A 15,166-nucleotide genomic window follows, 5' to 3' on the forward strand; every position below is an offset into this window, starting at 1 on the left:
CGGTCGCTCGTACAATATCGCCCATGACCGACCTCGCCCCGACCTCCCCCGATCTGACCTTCGTGCTTGGCGGCGCACGCTCCGGCAAAAGCGCGTTCGCGGAACATCTCGCCGTGCAAAGCGGCCTGCCCGTGACCTATCTCGCCACGGCTGCGATAAGCGACGAGCCGGAAATGCAAGCGCGCATTGCGCATCATCGGGCCAGCCGTCCCGGGCATTGGGACACGGTGGAAGTGGGCCGGGATCTCGCCGGCGCGTTGCGGGACGTCGCACGCGAGGGGCGCTGCGTGCTCGTAGACTGCCTGCCGCTGTGGCTCGCCGGCTGGCTGTGCCCGCCCGAGGACCATCCCGAGGGCCCCGCGACCGATGCCCAGTGGCAAGGCATCGTCGATGCGCTCGCCGCCACGCTGACGTCGCGGCCCGGCAAGATCGTCGTCGTCAGCAACGAAATCGGACTCGGCGTGATTCCGATGGGCTCGGTCACGCGGCGTTATGTCGACGAACTCGGACGTCTGAATCAGCGCGTTGCCGGGCTCGCGCCGCACGTGCGCTTTGTGGTCGCCGGCCTGCCGATGGCCGTCAAAGGGTAAGCGTCGATGCTCACCGGACTCGCTCCCGAATCGCTCTGGCTCGCCGCGTTGATCGGCGTGCTGCTCGACGCCTGGCTCGGCGAGCCGCGCCGCTGGCATCCGCTCGTCGGGTTCGGCTACATCGCCAACGGGGTCGAAGCGTGGCTCAACGACCCGGCGGTGCGTGACAAGCCGCTCACCGCGATGACGCGCGGGGCGTGGGCATGGACGATCATGCTCGTGATCCCCGTGCTCATCGCCTGGGCGCTGACATGCCTGCCCGGCTGGGGCGGCGTTCTATGGCAGGCGCTCGCGCTATACGCCGCGCTCGGCGCGCGCAGTCTGCGTGAGCATGTGATGCCGATCGCGCGCGCACTGCGCGACAACGATCTTGCGCAGGCACGCGCACTCACCGCACGCATCGTCTCGCGCGACACTGAAGATGCGAGCGCGTCCGAGCTCGCGCGCGCCGCCGTGGAATCGACGCTCGAGAACGGCAACGACGCCATCTTCGGCGCCCTCTTCTGGTTCGCCGTTGCCGGGGCGCCCGGCGTGGTGCTGTTCCGTCTGGCGAACACGCTCGACGCCATGTGGGGGTATCGCACCGACAAGTTTCTGTACTTCGGCCGTCCCGCCGCGCGCATCGATGACGTGCTGAACTGGATACCCGCCCGGCTCACGGCAGCGAGCTACGCCGTCTTCGGCGATGTCGCGCGTGCCATCGCGTGCTGGCGAACGCAGGCCCGCGCGTGGTCGAGTCCTAACGCAGGGCCGGTGATGGCCGCAGGTGCCGGCAGCCTCAATGTCCAGTTGGGCGGCCCCGCGCGATACCACGGCGAATGGGAAGCGCGCCCGCCGCTGGGCTGCGGCACCGAGCCGTCTGCGCAACACATCCGGGCTGCCTGGCGGCTCATCTCCCGCTCCATGTGGATGTGGCTGATCGTGAGCGGCGCGCTGGCGCTGTTCGCTGCCTCACAGGCCGACGCCATGCCCACGACTCTGCTTTGATCGCAATGTCTGCTTCGTCTGCATCGCCGGCTGCATCCGCCTCGCCCGAATCGCCGGATTCGCCCGATTCGCCCGATTCGCCGGCCTCATCGGAAGTCAATCTCTCGCCAGCCTCCTTCCGCGCGCCGGAATTCGCCGCGCCATCGGCGTCCGCCGCATCTGCGTCGTGCACGCCGCGTCACGGCGGCAATCTCGGCGAGGCCGTCCGTCGGTACGCCCGCCCGCGGGAGGACTGGCTCGACCTGTCGACCGGCATCAATCCCATCGGCTACCCGGTACCGATGCCACCGCCGAGCGCGTGGCGCGACTTGCCGGACGCCTTCGACACGTTACGCGACGTGGCCGCCCGTTATTACGGCGTGCCGGTCGACACGGTGGTGCCATGTGCCGGGTCGCAAGCGGTCATCCGCGCAATCCCTGCATTGCTGCGACCGGGGCGCGTTGCCGTGGCGTCGCTGACCTACAGCGAATACGCGCCCGCCTTCGCGCGGGCCGGGCATACGCTCGTGCCGTGGCTGGGCCCGGAGGCCGAACTGCCCGATGTCGACTACGTCGTGTGGGTCAATCCCGACAATCCGACGACTCGGCACGTCGAGCGCACGACGCTGGAGCGCTGGCACGCCCGGCTGTCCCGGCGCGGCGGAATGCTGATCGTCGATGAAGCGTTCGCGGACGTTTCGCCTCGCGAATCCATGACGCCACACGTCGGCAAGGACAGTCTGGTCGTGCTGCGCTCGGTGGGCAAGTTCTTTGGACTGGCCGGCATCCGGGCAGGATTCGCATTGGCGCCCGAACGGTTCGGTGCAGAGTTGGCCGAGCATCTGGGCGCGTGGACGGTCAGCGGTCCGGCACGCTTTGCGCTCGGGGCGGCGCTCACCGATACGACGTGGCAAACCGCTGCGCGCGAACGTTTGTTGCATGACGGTGAACGTTTGTTGGCGCTACTGCACGCGCATGCGTGGCCCGCACGGGGTACTCCGCTCTTCGCATGGACGCCGCACGCGTCGGCGCCCCAATGGCACGAACGGCTTGCCGCTGAGGGCGTGTGGACTCGCCTGTTCGATGTCCGCCCGGTCGGTCGGCCCGATGGGGGAGCACGCATGTTGCCAAGTCTTCGGCTTGGCCTGCCCGGCGATGAGGCGGCGTGGCGGCGGTTGGCGGCGGCGCTCGCTATCGCTTCGGCGTAGTCATATCCTGGGGCCTCAGGCCGTCGCGCGGGATAGCGAGCGTGCCCCGCGGTCCCGATAATTGACGATGACGTCTCGGATTCCGTCCCAAATTCACTTTTCGGGAACTGCTGAATAACGGCACCGTCCAATTTTCTCGTTATGCTTCTGAACGGGTTCCGCCTGCCCGTCCGAGCGTTCGGTGAACGTCCGGGTTGACCGTCGACGTATCGCTTACGCGGCATTAAAAGACGGGCGTTCCTGCTGTTTTCGTTACAAATTGAAGCATTTCTGCAACAAATGCACACAGTCATCGCCCGAGGGCGCCGCTAGACTGAAGGTTCTTTCGCAAGGGCTTTCCCTAATTAAAAGGACGACCAAATGAAAAAACTGCCGCTGTTGCTCGCCACGCTTCTGACCGCCACCATCGTGACGGTGGGATGCTCCAAGAAGGAAGACCAATCGGCTGCTCCGGCTGCCGACACGACGGCATCGGCCCCGGCCGCTGCTCCGGCAGATAACTCGGCTCCGGCCAGCGATGCAGGTGCCGCAATGAGCGCCCCGGCATCGGACGCAGGTGCTGCGGCCCCGGCCCCGGCCTCCAACTAACGCAGACCGGTCGGCGGCAGGCTTCCAGAGACTTCGGTCCCCGCAGCCACGCGCCGATCATTCAAGTGCCGACGCGGTTATGCTCCAGTAACGGTTCCGTAACGTTTGGCACTGCGTAAAACACCACGCCCCCTGCACTCTCTCGAGTCAGGGGGCGTGGTGTTTTACCGTCTGCTCACGGAGGACCCGCTGCGAATTGACGGTCGGCTTATCTGACGACCCTCACGCCGCCGTCGATCACGCCGTAGGCTTCGATCTTGCTGCCGCTGGTGCTTGTCGCGCCCGTTCCCGCCCCGCCACCGCTATTGCCGCCGGGACCAGCGCAAGCGCCCAACATCGCGACCGCCACGGCCAACATGCCAATCGTTCCGAAATTTCGTTTCACGACTTCCACTCCTCGATCCTCACATATCCCATCGGCCGGTTGTGCGCAGTGCACCGACCGCCATCCGATATCCGGTCTCCCGTTACCCCGACGTGGAGGCGGCCCGCACGCTCAGGGAGTCCGATACCCAGCGCGGCCCGCCCAAGTGCGTGCCATCGCTGCCATGTCCATCGTCACGCATCGTTCGACCGTCATCGTGTAACATCGGTTCGGCGCTTTCCACAGCAAACGCACGTTTGCCATCCATGGGCGCGCATCACGCCATCAGGGCATCACTCATTCTCGCCTCACCATGCACGCTCGCTGCCGCGCCTTGCTCACTTCCGCCACCGCAACCATCGCCTGCATCACGATCGCCGCCTCGCTTGCCGCCTCGCTTGCCGCCTCGCCCGCCTGCGCCGCCGTGACGGTGAAAGACGATACGGGGGCGACCGTCACACTGCCCGCCCCGGCGCAGCGCGTGGTAAGCCTGGCACCCCATGCAACGGAATTGCTCTTTGCCGCCGGCGCGGGCGACAAAGTGGTGGGCGTCGTGAAGTATTCGGATTACCCGCAGGCCGCGCAGCATCTGCCGCGAGTGGGCGACAACAGCGCCCTCGACCTCGAGCGCATTCTCGCGCTCAAACCCGATGTGCTGGTCGTGTGGATGCACGGCAACTCGCAGCGGCAGATCGAAGCGTTGCGCCAGTTGAAACTGCCCGTGTTCTATTCGGAGCCGAAGCGCCTGACAGACCTTCCTGCGGCCATCGAAACGCTCGGCACGCTAATGGGTACGCCCACCCGGGCGCGAGCGTCCGCCGAAGCCTTTCGGGCGCGTTACGAAGCGCTGCGCCAGCAATATGCCTCGCGTGCCCCGGTCCCCGTCTTCTATCAGGTGTGGCCCCAACCGCTCATGACGCTGAACGGCACGCACATGGTGAGCGACGTGATCCGACTGTGCGGCGGCGTCAATGTATTCGCCGATGAGACGCCATTGGTGCCGCGCGTCTCCGTGGAGGCCGTGCTAGCCAAAGCGCCCGAGGCAATGTTCACTGCCACACAGGGCGCCACGAAATCGGACAAGCCGCTAGCCACGCTGGACGCATGGCGCAAATGGCCGCAGTTGCCCGCCGTGGCGCGCGGCAATCTGTTCGGCATCGACGGCGATATCATCAACCGTCCGAGTCCGCGCATTCTGGAGGGCGCGCGCGAGATGTGCGAAGACCTCGATCTCGCCCGCTCGCGTCGGGCACCAGCGGGGAAGTGAGTCCTTCGGCAGCGCTGACGATGCGCGCCGAGGGCCGACGATGGCCGCTCAGGCGTTCCAGCGAACGAGCCGTGCGCGGCCATCGTCGGGAATGTGGAGATGGCAAAGACGACCGAAGTCGAGCGCCCATGTGAGACACGCCGTCGTTGGCAAACGCAATGCTGTTGCCACATGCAAACGAATCGGCCCGGCGTGGGCAATGGCGACGTGCAGTTCGCCCTGCAACTCGCTCGCCCAGGCGTTCATGCGCACGGCGATGTCGCGGGCGGACTCGCCACCGGGTGGTGAAAAGCCCGGGACGTTGTCGGCCCAGGCATCGAGATCGTTGCGATCGATCGCATTCCACGACTGCATTTCCCATGCCCCGAAGTGCATTTCGGACAGACGCGCGTCCTGACGGACCGGCACCCCGAGTGAGGCCGCCAGCACGTCTGCGGCACGCCATGCACGTTGCAGCGGACTGCTGTGAACGACGCAGGGAATGCGAGCGTCAAGCACCGCCATGAGCCGGTCCTGCATCGCGGCAACCGCGGCGTCGAACCGTCTCTCATCGACCGGCAGGTCCGTACGACCGTAACAAACCTGGGCGGCCACTTCGGGCGGCGGATGGCGCATCAGGATCAGATCCATGCGCACACCGTCAGATACAGTGCCAGTTCGCCGATTTGCTGCGCAAACCCGAGCGTGTCGCCGGTATAGCCGCCGAGACGTCGGCGCAGGTAGCGAATGAATGCCGCGCGCACCGCAACGAGCACCACCACCGCAGTCACACCAGCGCGCCAATCCGGCCACACCCACCACGGCGCGCTGCACGCCACGCCGAACATCAGGTCGCTCAGGCGCAGCCGTTGTGCGACCGGTTTGGCTTTGCCCTCCGGACGAACATAGTCGAGCGCGCGAAGCAAACTGATGGCCATACAGCGACTCGCGGCGTGCGCACCCACGAGCACGATAGCGAAGCCGCCCCAACCGGCCGATATCTGAATGTCCACGAGCGCCTGCCACTTGACGGCCAGCGCCAGCCACAAGGCGACGGCGCCGTACGTGCCGATGCGCGAGTCGTGCATGATTTCCAGCACGCGATCGCGCGCGAACGCGCCGCCGAACGCATCGACGGAATCCGCCAGACCGTCTTCATGAAAGGCGCCCGTGAGCAGCACACTCACGCCCAGGCCGAGCGCAATGGCGAGACGCGGCGACCATACGTGCCCCATCGCCACCGTCAGCAACGCGACGAGGACGCCGACGAAGACGCCCACGAGCGGAAAGTAGCGGGTCGCAGCGTTGAGTTGTGCTGGCGAGTAGCCGACCCATTGCGGAATCGGCACACGGGTGAAAAAGCCCAGCGCCGTCAGGAAAAGCCGCCATTGCCCGTGGAATCCCGCGAAGGATGTCGAGGCCGTCGGCTCACTGGCCTGCGGCACAAGATCGTGCGCCTGAGCGGCGGTGTCTCGCGAAGGATCCGGGGCGGACGTCGTCATGCGTCGGTTGCCTCACGCTCGCTGACACCCGCGCCTTCGAACGTCGCCATGTCGCGCAGGAATGCGGCGGCGACGCTGACCAACGGCATGGCCAGCGCCGCACCCGTACCCTCGCCCAGACGCAGCCCCAATTGCAGTATCGGTTCGGCACCGAGCGTGTCGAGCATTGCACGATGTCCGGTTTCGTCGGACGCATGCGCGAACACGCAGTAGTCCAGCACCGCAGGCGACACGCGCGAGGCGACCAGCAGGGCCGATGTGCTGATGAAGCCGTCCACCACGATCACGAGACCGAGCTTCGCCGCCGCCAGATACGCACCCGTCATCATCGCAATCTCGAAGCCGCCGAACGTCGCCAGCGTCTCCAGGGGATCGTCCGTGGCGGGATGCGCCGCCAGCGCACGCTCGAGAATGGCCGTCTTGCGCGCGAGGCCCGCGTCGTCGACACCGGTGCCGCGCCCCACACAGGCAGACAGCGGCAACCCCGTCAGGCGCTGCATCAGGCACGCAGCGGCCGACGTATTGCCGATGCCCATCTCACCGAAGCCGATCATCCGGGTCCCGCGCGAGGCGTGCGTCACCACGCGTGCAGCGCCTGCGGCGAGCGCCGCGTCGAGCTGCTCACGTGTCATGGCGGGCGCTTCGAGGAAATTCTGCGTGCCACGCGCGACGGGAATGTCGACCAGCAACGCGTGAGGCGGAAAGTCTGCCGCCACACCGGCATTGACGACTTCCATCTCAATTCGGTTGGTGCGGCAGAAGACGTTGATGGCGGCACCGCCTCGCAGGAAATTGAGCACCATTTGCGCCGTCACCGCCTGCGGATACGGGCTCACACCGGCGGCCACGATACCGTGGTCGCCCGCGAACACGAGCATGGCGGGACGCGTCAATTCCGGTGTCACGCTCTGCTGAATCCGGCCGACGCGGTGGGCTATACGTTCGAGCGCACCGAGACTGCCGGGCGGCTTTGTCTTGATGTCGATGGCATGCCGCAGCGTGGCGTCCATCGCCGTCGATGGCCGGTGGATGTCGAAGAGTTCTGCCAGCAACGGGCTGAAAGCGGTCATTCGGAAACGTCCTGAAACAGGGGAACGGAGAAACGGTAAAGCGGTGAAACCGTAAAGGAAGCGCGGCCAACGCCGTGCAGCATCGACTTACGCCGGGCGCGCGCAGACGAGTGTACGCCTGCGCGCACATGACAACACCATGCCGCAACGATCCGCTTCATGCGCGTCGCACCGGCACGAGGGCTTCGTCCTCGCCATCGCGAATCAGACGCAGCGGATAGCCGAATGCCGCGCTGCAATGCTCGGCCGTGAGCACGTCGCGCACCGGGCCCGCCCGCCAGCCACCGCGACCGTCGAGCAACAATGCGTGCGAGGCAAAACGTCGCGCGAGATTGAGATCGTGGCAGGAGAAAATGACGGCGGTCCCTGCGCGCAGGGGCTGGCGTGCGGCACGCCCGGCGAGCCATTCGAGCGCGTCGATCTGATGATGCAGATCGAGATGCGACAACGGCTCGTCGAGCAGCAGCAACGGCGTGGCCTGTGCAATCACCGCTGCGAGCGACACCCGCTGACGCTCGCCGCCGGACAGCGTCGTGACGTCGCGCGACGCGAAATCCTCGAGGCCCACCTGTGCGAGCGCGGCACGCGCCATGGCGACATCGTCATCCGACTCCCAGGCGCCCCAACGGCCTTGCACGAGATAAGGATGACGGCCTGCCAGTACGACCTCCAGAGCGGTTGCCCCGAAGGCATCGCGTGTGTGCTGCGGCATCAGGGCTCTGATGCGGGCGAGCGGTTCGGGCCGCCACTGTGCGAGCCCCTTGCCACCGATGCTCACGTGCCCGCTCGCCGTCACCGCGGCATCGCGCGCCACCTGCGCCTCCAGCGCGCGCAGGCCCGCGAGCGTATCGAGCAGCGTCGTCTTGCCCGCGCCATTCGGCCCTGCTAGGCACCAGCACTCGCCCGGCGCCACGGCAAAGTCCAGACGGTCGACGAGCGCGCGCGCGCCAGCACGCAAGGTCAGCGCATGCGTTTGCAGCAAGGGCGCGTCCGTCTGCGCCTGCGTCAGCTTGTGCTGTAACTCTCGCTGCGACTCGCGCAGTGAGTCGCGCTGTGGTTCATTGTGCGACGCATTCACCGGATCACCCTCCGCGACAGTAACCACAGGAAGACGGGCACACCGATCATCGCCGTGATCACGCCCACCGGCAGTTGCGTCGGTGCGATGACGGTGCGCGCGACCAGGTCGGCGAGCATCAGCAACGCCCCGCCGCCGAGCGCGGCGGCTGGCAGGAGCATGCGTTGATCGTTGCCGAAGCGCAGGCGCAGGATATGCGGCACGACGAGACCGACGAAGCCGATACTGCCCGCGGTCGTGACGGCGATCGCCGTTGCGAGCGACGCGGCCAGATAGACACGCATACGCAAGGGACCGACCGCCACGCCCACGGCTTGCGCGACGGCTTCGCCACGCAACAGCACGTTCAGGCGATGCGCGACGGGACTCACGATCAGCAGCGTCACCACGAGCGCGATCAGCGGCAGCGACGCGCGGTCGACGCCGTTCAGATCGCCGGTCAGCCAGAACAGCATGCCGCGCAGGCTCGCGTCGGGCGCGAGCGTGAGAATCAGCGTTGCAAGCGCGCCGAAACCGGCAGCCATCATCACGCCGGTGAGCAACAGTTTGGCGCTGCTGTCCTGTTCACCGGCGCGCAGGAAACTGCGACGCGACAGCCCCATCACGATGGCAATGGCAGCCAGTGCGCCGAGAAAGGCGCTCGTCTGTACCCAGAAAAACGGCAGCATGAACGCCAGCGACGCCAGCGCCGCCACGCCCGCACCGCCGGAGATGCCGAGCACGTAGGGGTCCGCAAGCGGGTTGCGAAGCAGCGTTTGCATGAGTGTGCCCGCGACGGCCAGCAGTCCGCCGCAGGCGAACGCCGCCAGCGCACGCGGCAAGCGCAGTCGCCAGATCACGTCGCCGACGAGGCCGACGTCGTGGCCCAATGCCATCGCCCCGATCTCACGCAGCGACACCGGAACGCTGCCCAGCATGAGCGATGCGATCAGCACGGTCAGCACGACCGCCGCCAGCCCCGTCCAGATGGTGAAGGCGCGCCGTAACGTCATGCGGCGATGCGTCCTGCCCGGACGTCGTCAAAATTGCCGGGATTGCCGAGATTGTCGTTAGCGCGCCGCGGCCGGTCAGAACTGCTTCCAGCCGAGCGAGACGTAAATCGCGCGCCCGAGGGTGTTGTAGCCATAAACCGTCTGGTAGTTCTTGTTGAAGACATTATCCAGATGCGCCGAGACGTACCAGGACTTGTCGATGTTGTAGCGAGCCTGGAGATTCACCAGCGTGTAGGCGCCGAGATGCTGACCTCCCGTATCGTAACGCTCGCCGCTGTAGAACACATCGCCGCCGACGCTGAATTTGTCCATGAGCGTCTGCGTCACGGCGAACGAACCATATTGTTTGGCGCGACGGGCGAGTACCTTGTCGGCGTCGAGATCCGTCGGATTCTGTCGCGTGAACGACATACGCACATCCGTGCCGGTCCACTGGATCTTGCCCTGATACGTCAGTTCCAGCCCCTCGACCCGGGCCTTCGCCACGTTCGCCGCCGTGTACGGAAACACGGTCAGCGACTGGATCAGGTTCGTGTAGTCGGTGCGGAACAGCGCGAGCTTTGCCAGACCGAAACGCGCGTCGTGGAATTGCACGGCGAGTTCCTTCGAGATCGAGCGCTCCGGTTGCAGATTCGGATTGCCGAAGCCGGGATAGAACAACTCGTTGAAGGTCGGCGCGCGAAAACCGTCCGAGGCATTCGCCATGAGCTTCCACTGCTCGGTCAGCCGGTAGCCGTAGCCGACCCAGTAGCTGTTCGCGCCGCCGAAGTCCGAGTACATGTCGCGGCGCACGGTCGCCTGCACTTCATGCCGGTTCGCGATCACCCCCTCGTACCCGGCGTAGATCGAGTCGAGATGGCGGTTGTTGTGGTCGTAATTCGTGTTGCTCTCGACCGTCTGCTCCTGACGCGTGTAACCGGCGATCAGCTTGTGATCGGGCATGAACGCGTACTCGTTGGCCCAGTCGATCTGGTTGCTCGACGTATGGTAGTTACCGTTGCCCTTGCCGTTCAGATAGTTGTAGTTGTAATCGTCGCCCTGCGTCACGGTGAAGCGCGTGCGCCACTTGTCGGTCACATTGCCTTTGGCGTACGCCGATATCTGGCGCACGCGGGCATCGGTATCGTTCAGGTCGGACGGCTTGCCGAATGCATTGTCGTAGCTGATGCTGCCGTCGCTCTGGAACAGTCGCGCGCCGACTTCCCACGTGTCGCCCAGTTTGCGCGAGAGCGCAGCGCTCACGCTGGTGTTGTCGTCGCCGTTACGGTTCGGGTTGACCTTCGGCGAGAAGCGCGGGTCCTGCGCCGAGATCCCGTTGGTGTGAAAGCGCGAGACATCGAGCGAGAAGCGCGTTTTGCCGTCATCGAACGATCCCGCGATTCCCGCGTTCGCTTGCGTGGTGTTGTTCGTGCCGTAACCGAGTTCGGCATAGGCCTTGGGCGGCCCGCCGTCACCTTTGCGCGTAAATATCTGGATGACACCGCCCACCGCCTGCGACCCGTACAGCGCGGATACGTTGCCGCGCACGATTTCGATGTGGTCGATTTGCGACACCGGGATCTGCGCGATGTTGGTCGTGCCGGTCGTTGCGGAGTTGACGGGCACGCCGTCGATCAGCACGAGCGACGCATTGGACGCCGCGCCCCGCATGAAAATACTGGCCGACGCGCCGAAGCCCCCGTTCTGGGCGATCTCGACGCCGGCCTGCCCGCGCAGCAACGAGGGCAGGTCCTGCGCCTGACTTTGCTCGATTTGCGCGCGGGTGATGACCGAGGTGGACGCGAGCGTATCCGCGAGCTTCTGCTCGGTGCGCGAGGCCGTCACGACCGTGGTATTGAGCGACGCATCGCCTGCCTGCGCATGCACGCCGAGGCTGGTCACCAACAGGGTCGCGGCGATCGTCAGGCGATGCACGCCGGGCATCATGGCCGTGTCGACCGGCGCCGGGGCTGACGGACATGCCAGACGTGACGAATGTGACAGATGCGAAGAAAGTGACGCAGGTGACGCAGGAGAAAATGCAGGCGCGTGGGGCGCCATCGCGCGAACGAAGGGGCGCATGGTCGGGTGTGACTTCCGTGGTTTTCTTATTGCCTTGGCCCGTTCCCCCGCAGGCCGCCGACGAAAGGGGAGCGCCGGTGACACGTCGAAATGCGAACATGACTGGAAGCATCGACACTTGAAAACGACGATATGCCGCCTGCGGCTTGCGCCGGGCGGCATGTGGATCCCCACTCACTTGGGCCGGTATCCGGGCTGGTCATCGTCGCGCCGGACCGGCCTTCCCGTGCACGGGTGGCGCACAGTGGCGATGGAGGTGAGGCGCGTTTTCGGAAACCTTTCGGGTCGAAAGAATGACTTACCGTTGCGGGGGCAGCACAGGTTGGCCAGCCCGTGTGGGGACGCGGCTCCCTGTTTCCCGTTTAACTGCGCATGCCGGGGGGGCGTGCGCGAGCACCGAAGTGCCGCAAGTGTAGGGGCCATTCGAACGAGCGTCAATGCTCGTTCGTCGGGCATTGGCCGCCGATTCCGTTAGAATGTAGGGCAATCAAGAGGACGCAGCCCGATGCTCACCGATCTCGACAATCTCACCGACAAAATGGAACAGTTGGTTGTCATCAGCCAACGCTTTCACCAACACAATCAAGCGCTGCTCGCGGAACTCGACCGTGCGCGCGCGGAATGTGACGAAACCCGCGCCGCCATTGAGCAATTGCGCACCGAACGCGACGCGTTGCGACTGCAACGCGATCAGCTCGCCGCCAAGATCGACGAAGCGCAGGTTCGCCTGAATGCGATCCTTGAAAAGCTTCCGACGCAAAACCCTGCTGAGGGTCAGATGGATCTGCTCGGCACCCCCGGTGGAGAAAACGCATGACGATCAAGCAGCTCGAAGTTAATATTCTCGAACAGTCTTACCGCCTGGCCTGCCCGCCGGAACACGAAGCCGACCTGCTCGCTTCCGTGTCGCGCGTGGACGCGGAAATGAGCAAGGTGCGTGCGCAAAGCAGCGTGCGCGGCACCGACCGGATTGCCGTCATGGCAGCGTTGAGTCTGGCATCCGAATTGCTTGCGCTGGAAAAAAGTATTGCTGCTGGACAAGCATTCCCCGCCGAAGAAATTCAGCGTAGAATGCAAGCCATGGACGAACGACTGAGCGCTGTGATCGATCAGTATCAAAGCTGAATGACCCGGTAGCCGTCCAGTCCAAAAGGTTAGTTTTCCCTGCCTGGTTCGCGAAAGTCATAGATTCCTTGAACCAATGATCTGTTGCAGGTTGCGGAAGTTTGTGGTGCTGGCGTGAGCGTCACTCTGTCTGATGAACCCAAAGCGCTACTAACCGCGACCACCTTGAACCTTCGGTTCAGGATGCCGGCTTAGCGGCTGAGGCGGGGACCCAATACACGGCACTGCGTTCGCGCAGTGCCGTTTTTTTTACCGAACGTCCATGCAAAAGAAAGGCGACCCGAAGGTCGCCTTTTGTTCACCTGCGCATTGCATTCGTGATTCGCAATTCGTGATTGGTGATTCGTCTGAATGACCAGACGTATCCCCCTCAGAACTGCGCTTCGCTCAGGGAAAGCGCCGAGTCCGCGCCCTCGGTGATCGCCTGGGCCAGCCCCGGCGCCTGCGTCAGAATGTGATCCGCGTAGAAGCGCGCCGTGCCGATCTTGGCGTCGAAGAACGACGGGTCCTGATCGCGCAGCTTTTGCGCCGCGAGCAGCGCACGTCCCATCTGCCAGCCCCCCAGCACGATGCCCGCAAGCTTCAGATAGGGCACGCTGCCGGCAAACACCGCGTTGGCATTGTCCTGTGCATTCGCCACCACGTAGTCGACCACGATCGACAGCGCCTCGCGTCCCTTTGCGAGACGTTCCGCCACCGGCACCGCCACACCGCCCGCAGCCCGCAATTCGCTTTCCGTCGCGGCGATTTGCTCACACAGCGCGTTGGCGACGGCGCCCCGGTCGCGCAGCGTCTTGCGCCCGATCAGATCGTTCGCCTGAATCGCCGTCGTTCCTTCATAGATCGGCAGGATGCGCGCGTCGCGATAGTACTGCGCCGCCCCGGTTTCCTCGATGAAACCCATGCCGCCATGCACCTGCACACCGAGACTCGTGACTTCGAGCGACATCTCCGTGCTCCAGCCCTTCACGATCGGCACGAGGAATTCATAGACTGCTTGCGCACGCTTGCGCGCGTCGGCATCCGCCGCGTGATGGGCGATGTCGGCTTGCGCAGCGGCCACATAGGCCAGGGCGCGCGCGCCTTCGGTCAGCGAACGCATGGTCATGAGCATGCGCTTGACGTCAGGGTGATGAATGATGGTCACCGCGTCGCGCGACGAACCATCCACCGGACGGCTCTGCAGACGATCGCGCGCGTAGGCAACCGCATGCTGATACGCACGCTCGGCCACCGCCACCCCCTGCATGCCGACAGCGAAGCGCGCCGCGTTCATCATAATGAACATGTATTCGAGGCCGCGGTTTTCCTCGCCGACGAGATAGCCGACCGCACCACCGTTGTCGCCGAACTGGAGCACGGCCGTCGGGCTCGCCTTGATGCCCAGCTTGTGCTCGATGGATACGCAATGCACGTCGTTACGCGCACCGAGGTTCCCCTCGGCGTCGACGTTGAACTTCGGCACGATAAACAGCGAAATGCCCTTCACGCCTGCGGGCGCATCGGGGGTACGGGCGAGCACGAGATGGACGATGTTCTCCGCCATATCGTGTTCGCCGAACGTGATGAATATCTTCGTGCCGAAGAGGCGATAGGTGCCGTCGGCTTCGCGTTCCGCTCGCGTGCGCACCATGGCCAGATCGGAGCCTGCCTGCGGCTCGGTCAGGTTCATCGTGCCGGTCCACTCGCCCGAGAGCAGCTTCGGCACGTAGAGGGCGCGTTGCGCCTGCGTGCCAGCGGTGAGCAATGCTTCGACGGCGCCGTCCGTCAGCAACGGACACAATGCAAACGAGAGGTTCGCGGCGTTGAGCATTTCCGTGCAGGGCGTGGCGACGAGCTTGGGCAGCCCCTGACCGCCGAACTCCTGCGGATGCAGCACGCCCTGCCAGCCGGCCTCGGAGAACTGACGGAAGGCTTCCTTGAAGCCGGGCGTGGTCGTGACGGCACCGTCCTTCCACGTGCTCGGCTGTTGATCGCCGATCACGTTCAGCGGCGCGAGAACTTCCTGATTGAAGCGGGCCGCTTCTTCGAGCACGGCCTGTGCGACGTCGGGCGAGGCATCCTCGTAGCCGGGCAGCGCAGCGATGCGCTTCAGGTCCGCCAGCTCGTTCATGACGAACTGCATGTCCTTGATCGGGGCCTGATAACTCATGTCGTTCCTCCAAGGGGTTCCGATTGCCTTCGGATGGTGGCGAATGCCGGGATTCTTGTTGTTCTGTTTTCTTTCGACCGATTCGCATGAAGACGCACCGCGCCCTCATGCGAATCGGCTGCGGGCGCGACGCCCGCAGCCTCACTACTTCACTTCCTGGTTGCCGCGTCGAAACACGGCTGGCGCGTGCTTACAGCGCGCCCGTCAGCTCCGGCACCACCGTG

At 65.1% G+C, this 15,166-nt stretch carries 15 protein-coding genes, 1 other RNA gene and 1 riboswitch; of the genes, 8 read left to right on the forward strand and 8 right to left on the reverse strand.

The window, feature by feature from the left end:
- The first annotated feature begins 23 nt into the window (after positions 1–23).
- From cobU to PCA31118_RS17435, 4 genes are all read left to right on the forward strand, one after another.
- A complete protein-coding gene (gene cobU, locus PCA31118_RS17420; protein WP_150626371.1) occupies positions 24–590 on the forward strand; it encodes a bifunctional adenosylcobinamide kinase/adenosylcobinamide-phosphate guanylyltransferase in 567 nt (188 codons plus the stop codon).
- Between the two features lie 6 nt (positions 591–596).
- Entirely contained in the window at positions 597–1,577 is a 981-nt protein-coding gene (cbiB, locus tag PCA31118_RS17425) for an adenosylcobinamide-phosphate synthase CbiB (RefSeq protein WP_150626372.1), read from the forward strand.
- Between the two features lie 5 nt (positions 1,578–1,582).
- The gene (cobD, locus tag PCA31118_RS17430; RefSeq protein ID WP_150626373.1) at positions 1,583–2,764 is read left to right on the forward strand and encodes a threonine-phosphate decarboxylase CobD; all 1,182 of its coding nucleotides are present in this window, start codon (positions 1,583–1,585) and stop codon (positions 2,762–2,764) included.
- 360 nt (positions 2,765–3,124) lie between these two features.
- The gene (locus tag PCA31118_RS17435) at positions 3,125–3,352 is read left to right on the forward strand and encodes a hypothetical protein (RefSeq protein WP_069344301.1); all 228 of its coding nucleotides are present in this window, start codon (positions 3,125–3,127) and stop codon (positions 3,350–3,352) included.
- Positions 3,353–3,560: 208 nt separating this feature from the next.
- On the opposite strand, the gene PCA31118_RS27070 is transcribed toward PCA31118_RS17435, so the two are convergent.
- The gene (locus tag PCA31118_RS27070) at positions 3,561–3,737 is read right to left on the reverse strand and encodes a hypothetical protein (RefSeq protein ID WP_174990513.1); all 177 of its coding nucleotides are present in this window, start codon (positions 3,735–3,737) and stop codon (positions 3,561–3,563) included.
- A gap of 292 nt (positions 3,738–4,029) precedes the next feature.
- Here PCA31118_RS27070 and PCA31118_RS17440 point away from each other — a divergent pair, with 292 nt between their 5' ends.
- On the forward strand, positions 4,030–4,983 hold the full coding sequence (locus tag PCA31118_RS17440) for a cobalamin-binding protein (RefSeq protein ID WP_150626374.1): 954 nt from the start codon (positions 4,030–4,032) through the stop codon (positions 4,981–4,983).
- A gap of 48 nt (positions 4,984–5,031) precedes the next feature.
- Here the strand turns inward: PCA31118_RS17440 and PCA31118_RS17445 are convergent, their stop codons facing one another.
- From PCA31118_RS17445 to PCA31118_RS17470, 6 genes are all read right to left on the reverse strand, one after another.
- The gene (locus tag PCA31118_RS17445; RefSeq protein WP_150626375.1) at positions 5,032–5,613 is read right to left on the reverse strand and encodes a histidine phosphatase family protein; all 582 of its coding nucleotides are present in this window, start codon (positions 5,611–5,613) and stop codon (positions 5,032–5,034) included.
- Positions 5,604–6,464: an adenosylcobinamide-GDP ribazoletransferase gene (locus PCA31118_RS17450; RefSeq protein WP_150626376.1), complete on the reverse strand. Its 861-nt coding sequence runs from the start codon at positions 6,462–6,464 to the stop codon at positions 5,604–5,606. Before PCA31118_RS17450 ends, PCA31118_RS17445 begins: the two co-directional genes overlap by 10 nt.
- Positions 6,461–7,534: a nicotinate-nucleotide--dimethylbenzimidazole phosphoribosyltransferase gene (gene cobT / locus PCA31118_RS17455; protein WP_150626377.1), complete on the reverse strand. Its 1,074-nt coding sequence runs from the start codon at positions 7,532–7,534 to the stop codon at positions 6,461–6,463. The genes PCA31118_RS17450 and cobT overlap by 4 nt, the downstream gene beginning before the upstream one ends.
- A gap of 157 nt (positions 7,535–7,691) precedes the next feature.
- Positions 7,692–8,543 (reverse strand): ABC transporter ATP-binding protein, encoded by an 852-nt coding sequence (locus tag PCA31118_RS17460; protein ID WP_150626404.1) that lies wholly within the window; start codon positions 8,541–8,543, stop codon positions 7,692–7,694.
- A gap of 65 nt (positions 8,544–8,608) precedes the next feature.
- Positions 8,609–9,604, reverse strand: a complete 996-nt coding sequence (locus tag PCA31118_RS17465) for a FecCD family ABC transporter permease (protein WP_150626378.1) — start codon at positions 9,602–9,604, stop codon at positions 8,609–8,611.
- A gap of 75 nt (positions 9,605–9,679) precedes the next feature.
- Complete coding sequence (locus PCA31118_RS17470; RefSeq protein ID WP_246190289.1) at positions 9,680–11,530, reverse strand: TonB-dependent receptor plug domain-containing protein; 1,851 nt, start codon at positions 11,528–11,530, stop codon at positions 9,680–9,682.
- 299 nt (positions 11,531–11,829) lie between these two features.
- A riboswitch (cobalamin riboswitch) is annotated at positions 11,830–12,081 on the reverse strand.
- Positions 12,082–12,170: 89 nt separating this feature from the next.
- Between PCA31118_RS17470 and PCA31118_RS17475 the strand changes: the two genes are divergently transcribed.
- From PCA31118_RS17475 to ssrS, 3 genes are all read left to right on the forward strand, one after another.
- A complete protein-coding gene (locus tag PCA31118_RS17475) occupies positions 12,171–12,482 on the forward strand; it encodes a hypothetical protein (protein WP_044454750.1) in 312 nt (103 codons plus the stop codon).
- Complete coding sequence (locus PCA31118_RS17480) at positions 12,479–12,790, forward strand: cell division protein ZapA (RefSeq protein WP_044454749.1); 312 nt, start codon at positions 12,479–12,481, stop codon at positions 12,788–12,790. Before PCA31118_RS17475 ends, PCA31118_RS17480 begins: the two co-directional genes overlap by 4 nt.
- Positions 12,791–12,823: 33 nt before the next feature.
- Positions 12,824–13,004: non-coding RNA, 6S RNA (ssrS, locus tag PCA31118_RS17485), on the forward strand.
- A gap of 156 nt (positions 13,005–13,160) precedes the next feature.
- Here ssrS and PCA31118_RS17490 read toward each other — a convergent pair.
- A complete protein-coding gene (locus PCA31118_RS17490; protein WP_150626380.1) occupies positions 13,161–14,942 on the reverse strand; it encodes an acyl-CoA dehydrogenase in 1,782 nt (593 codons plus the stop codon).
- Between the last annotated feature and the right edge of the window lie 224 nt (positions 14,943–15,166).

The sequence above is a fragment of the Pandoraea captiosa genome (assembly GCF_902459775.1).
Taxonomy (GTDB): Bacteria; Pseudomonadota; Gammaproteobacteria; order Burkholderiales; family Burkholderiaceae; genus Pandoraea; species Pandoraea captiosa.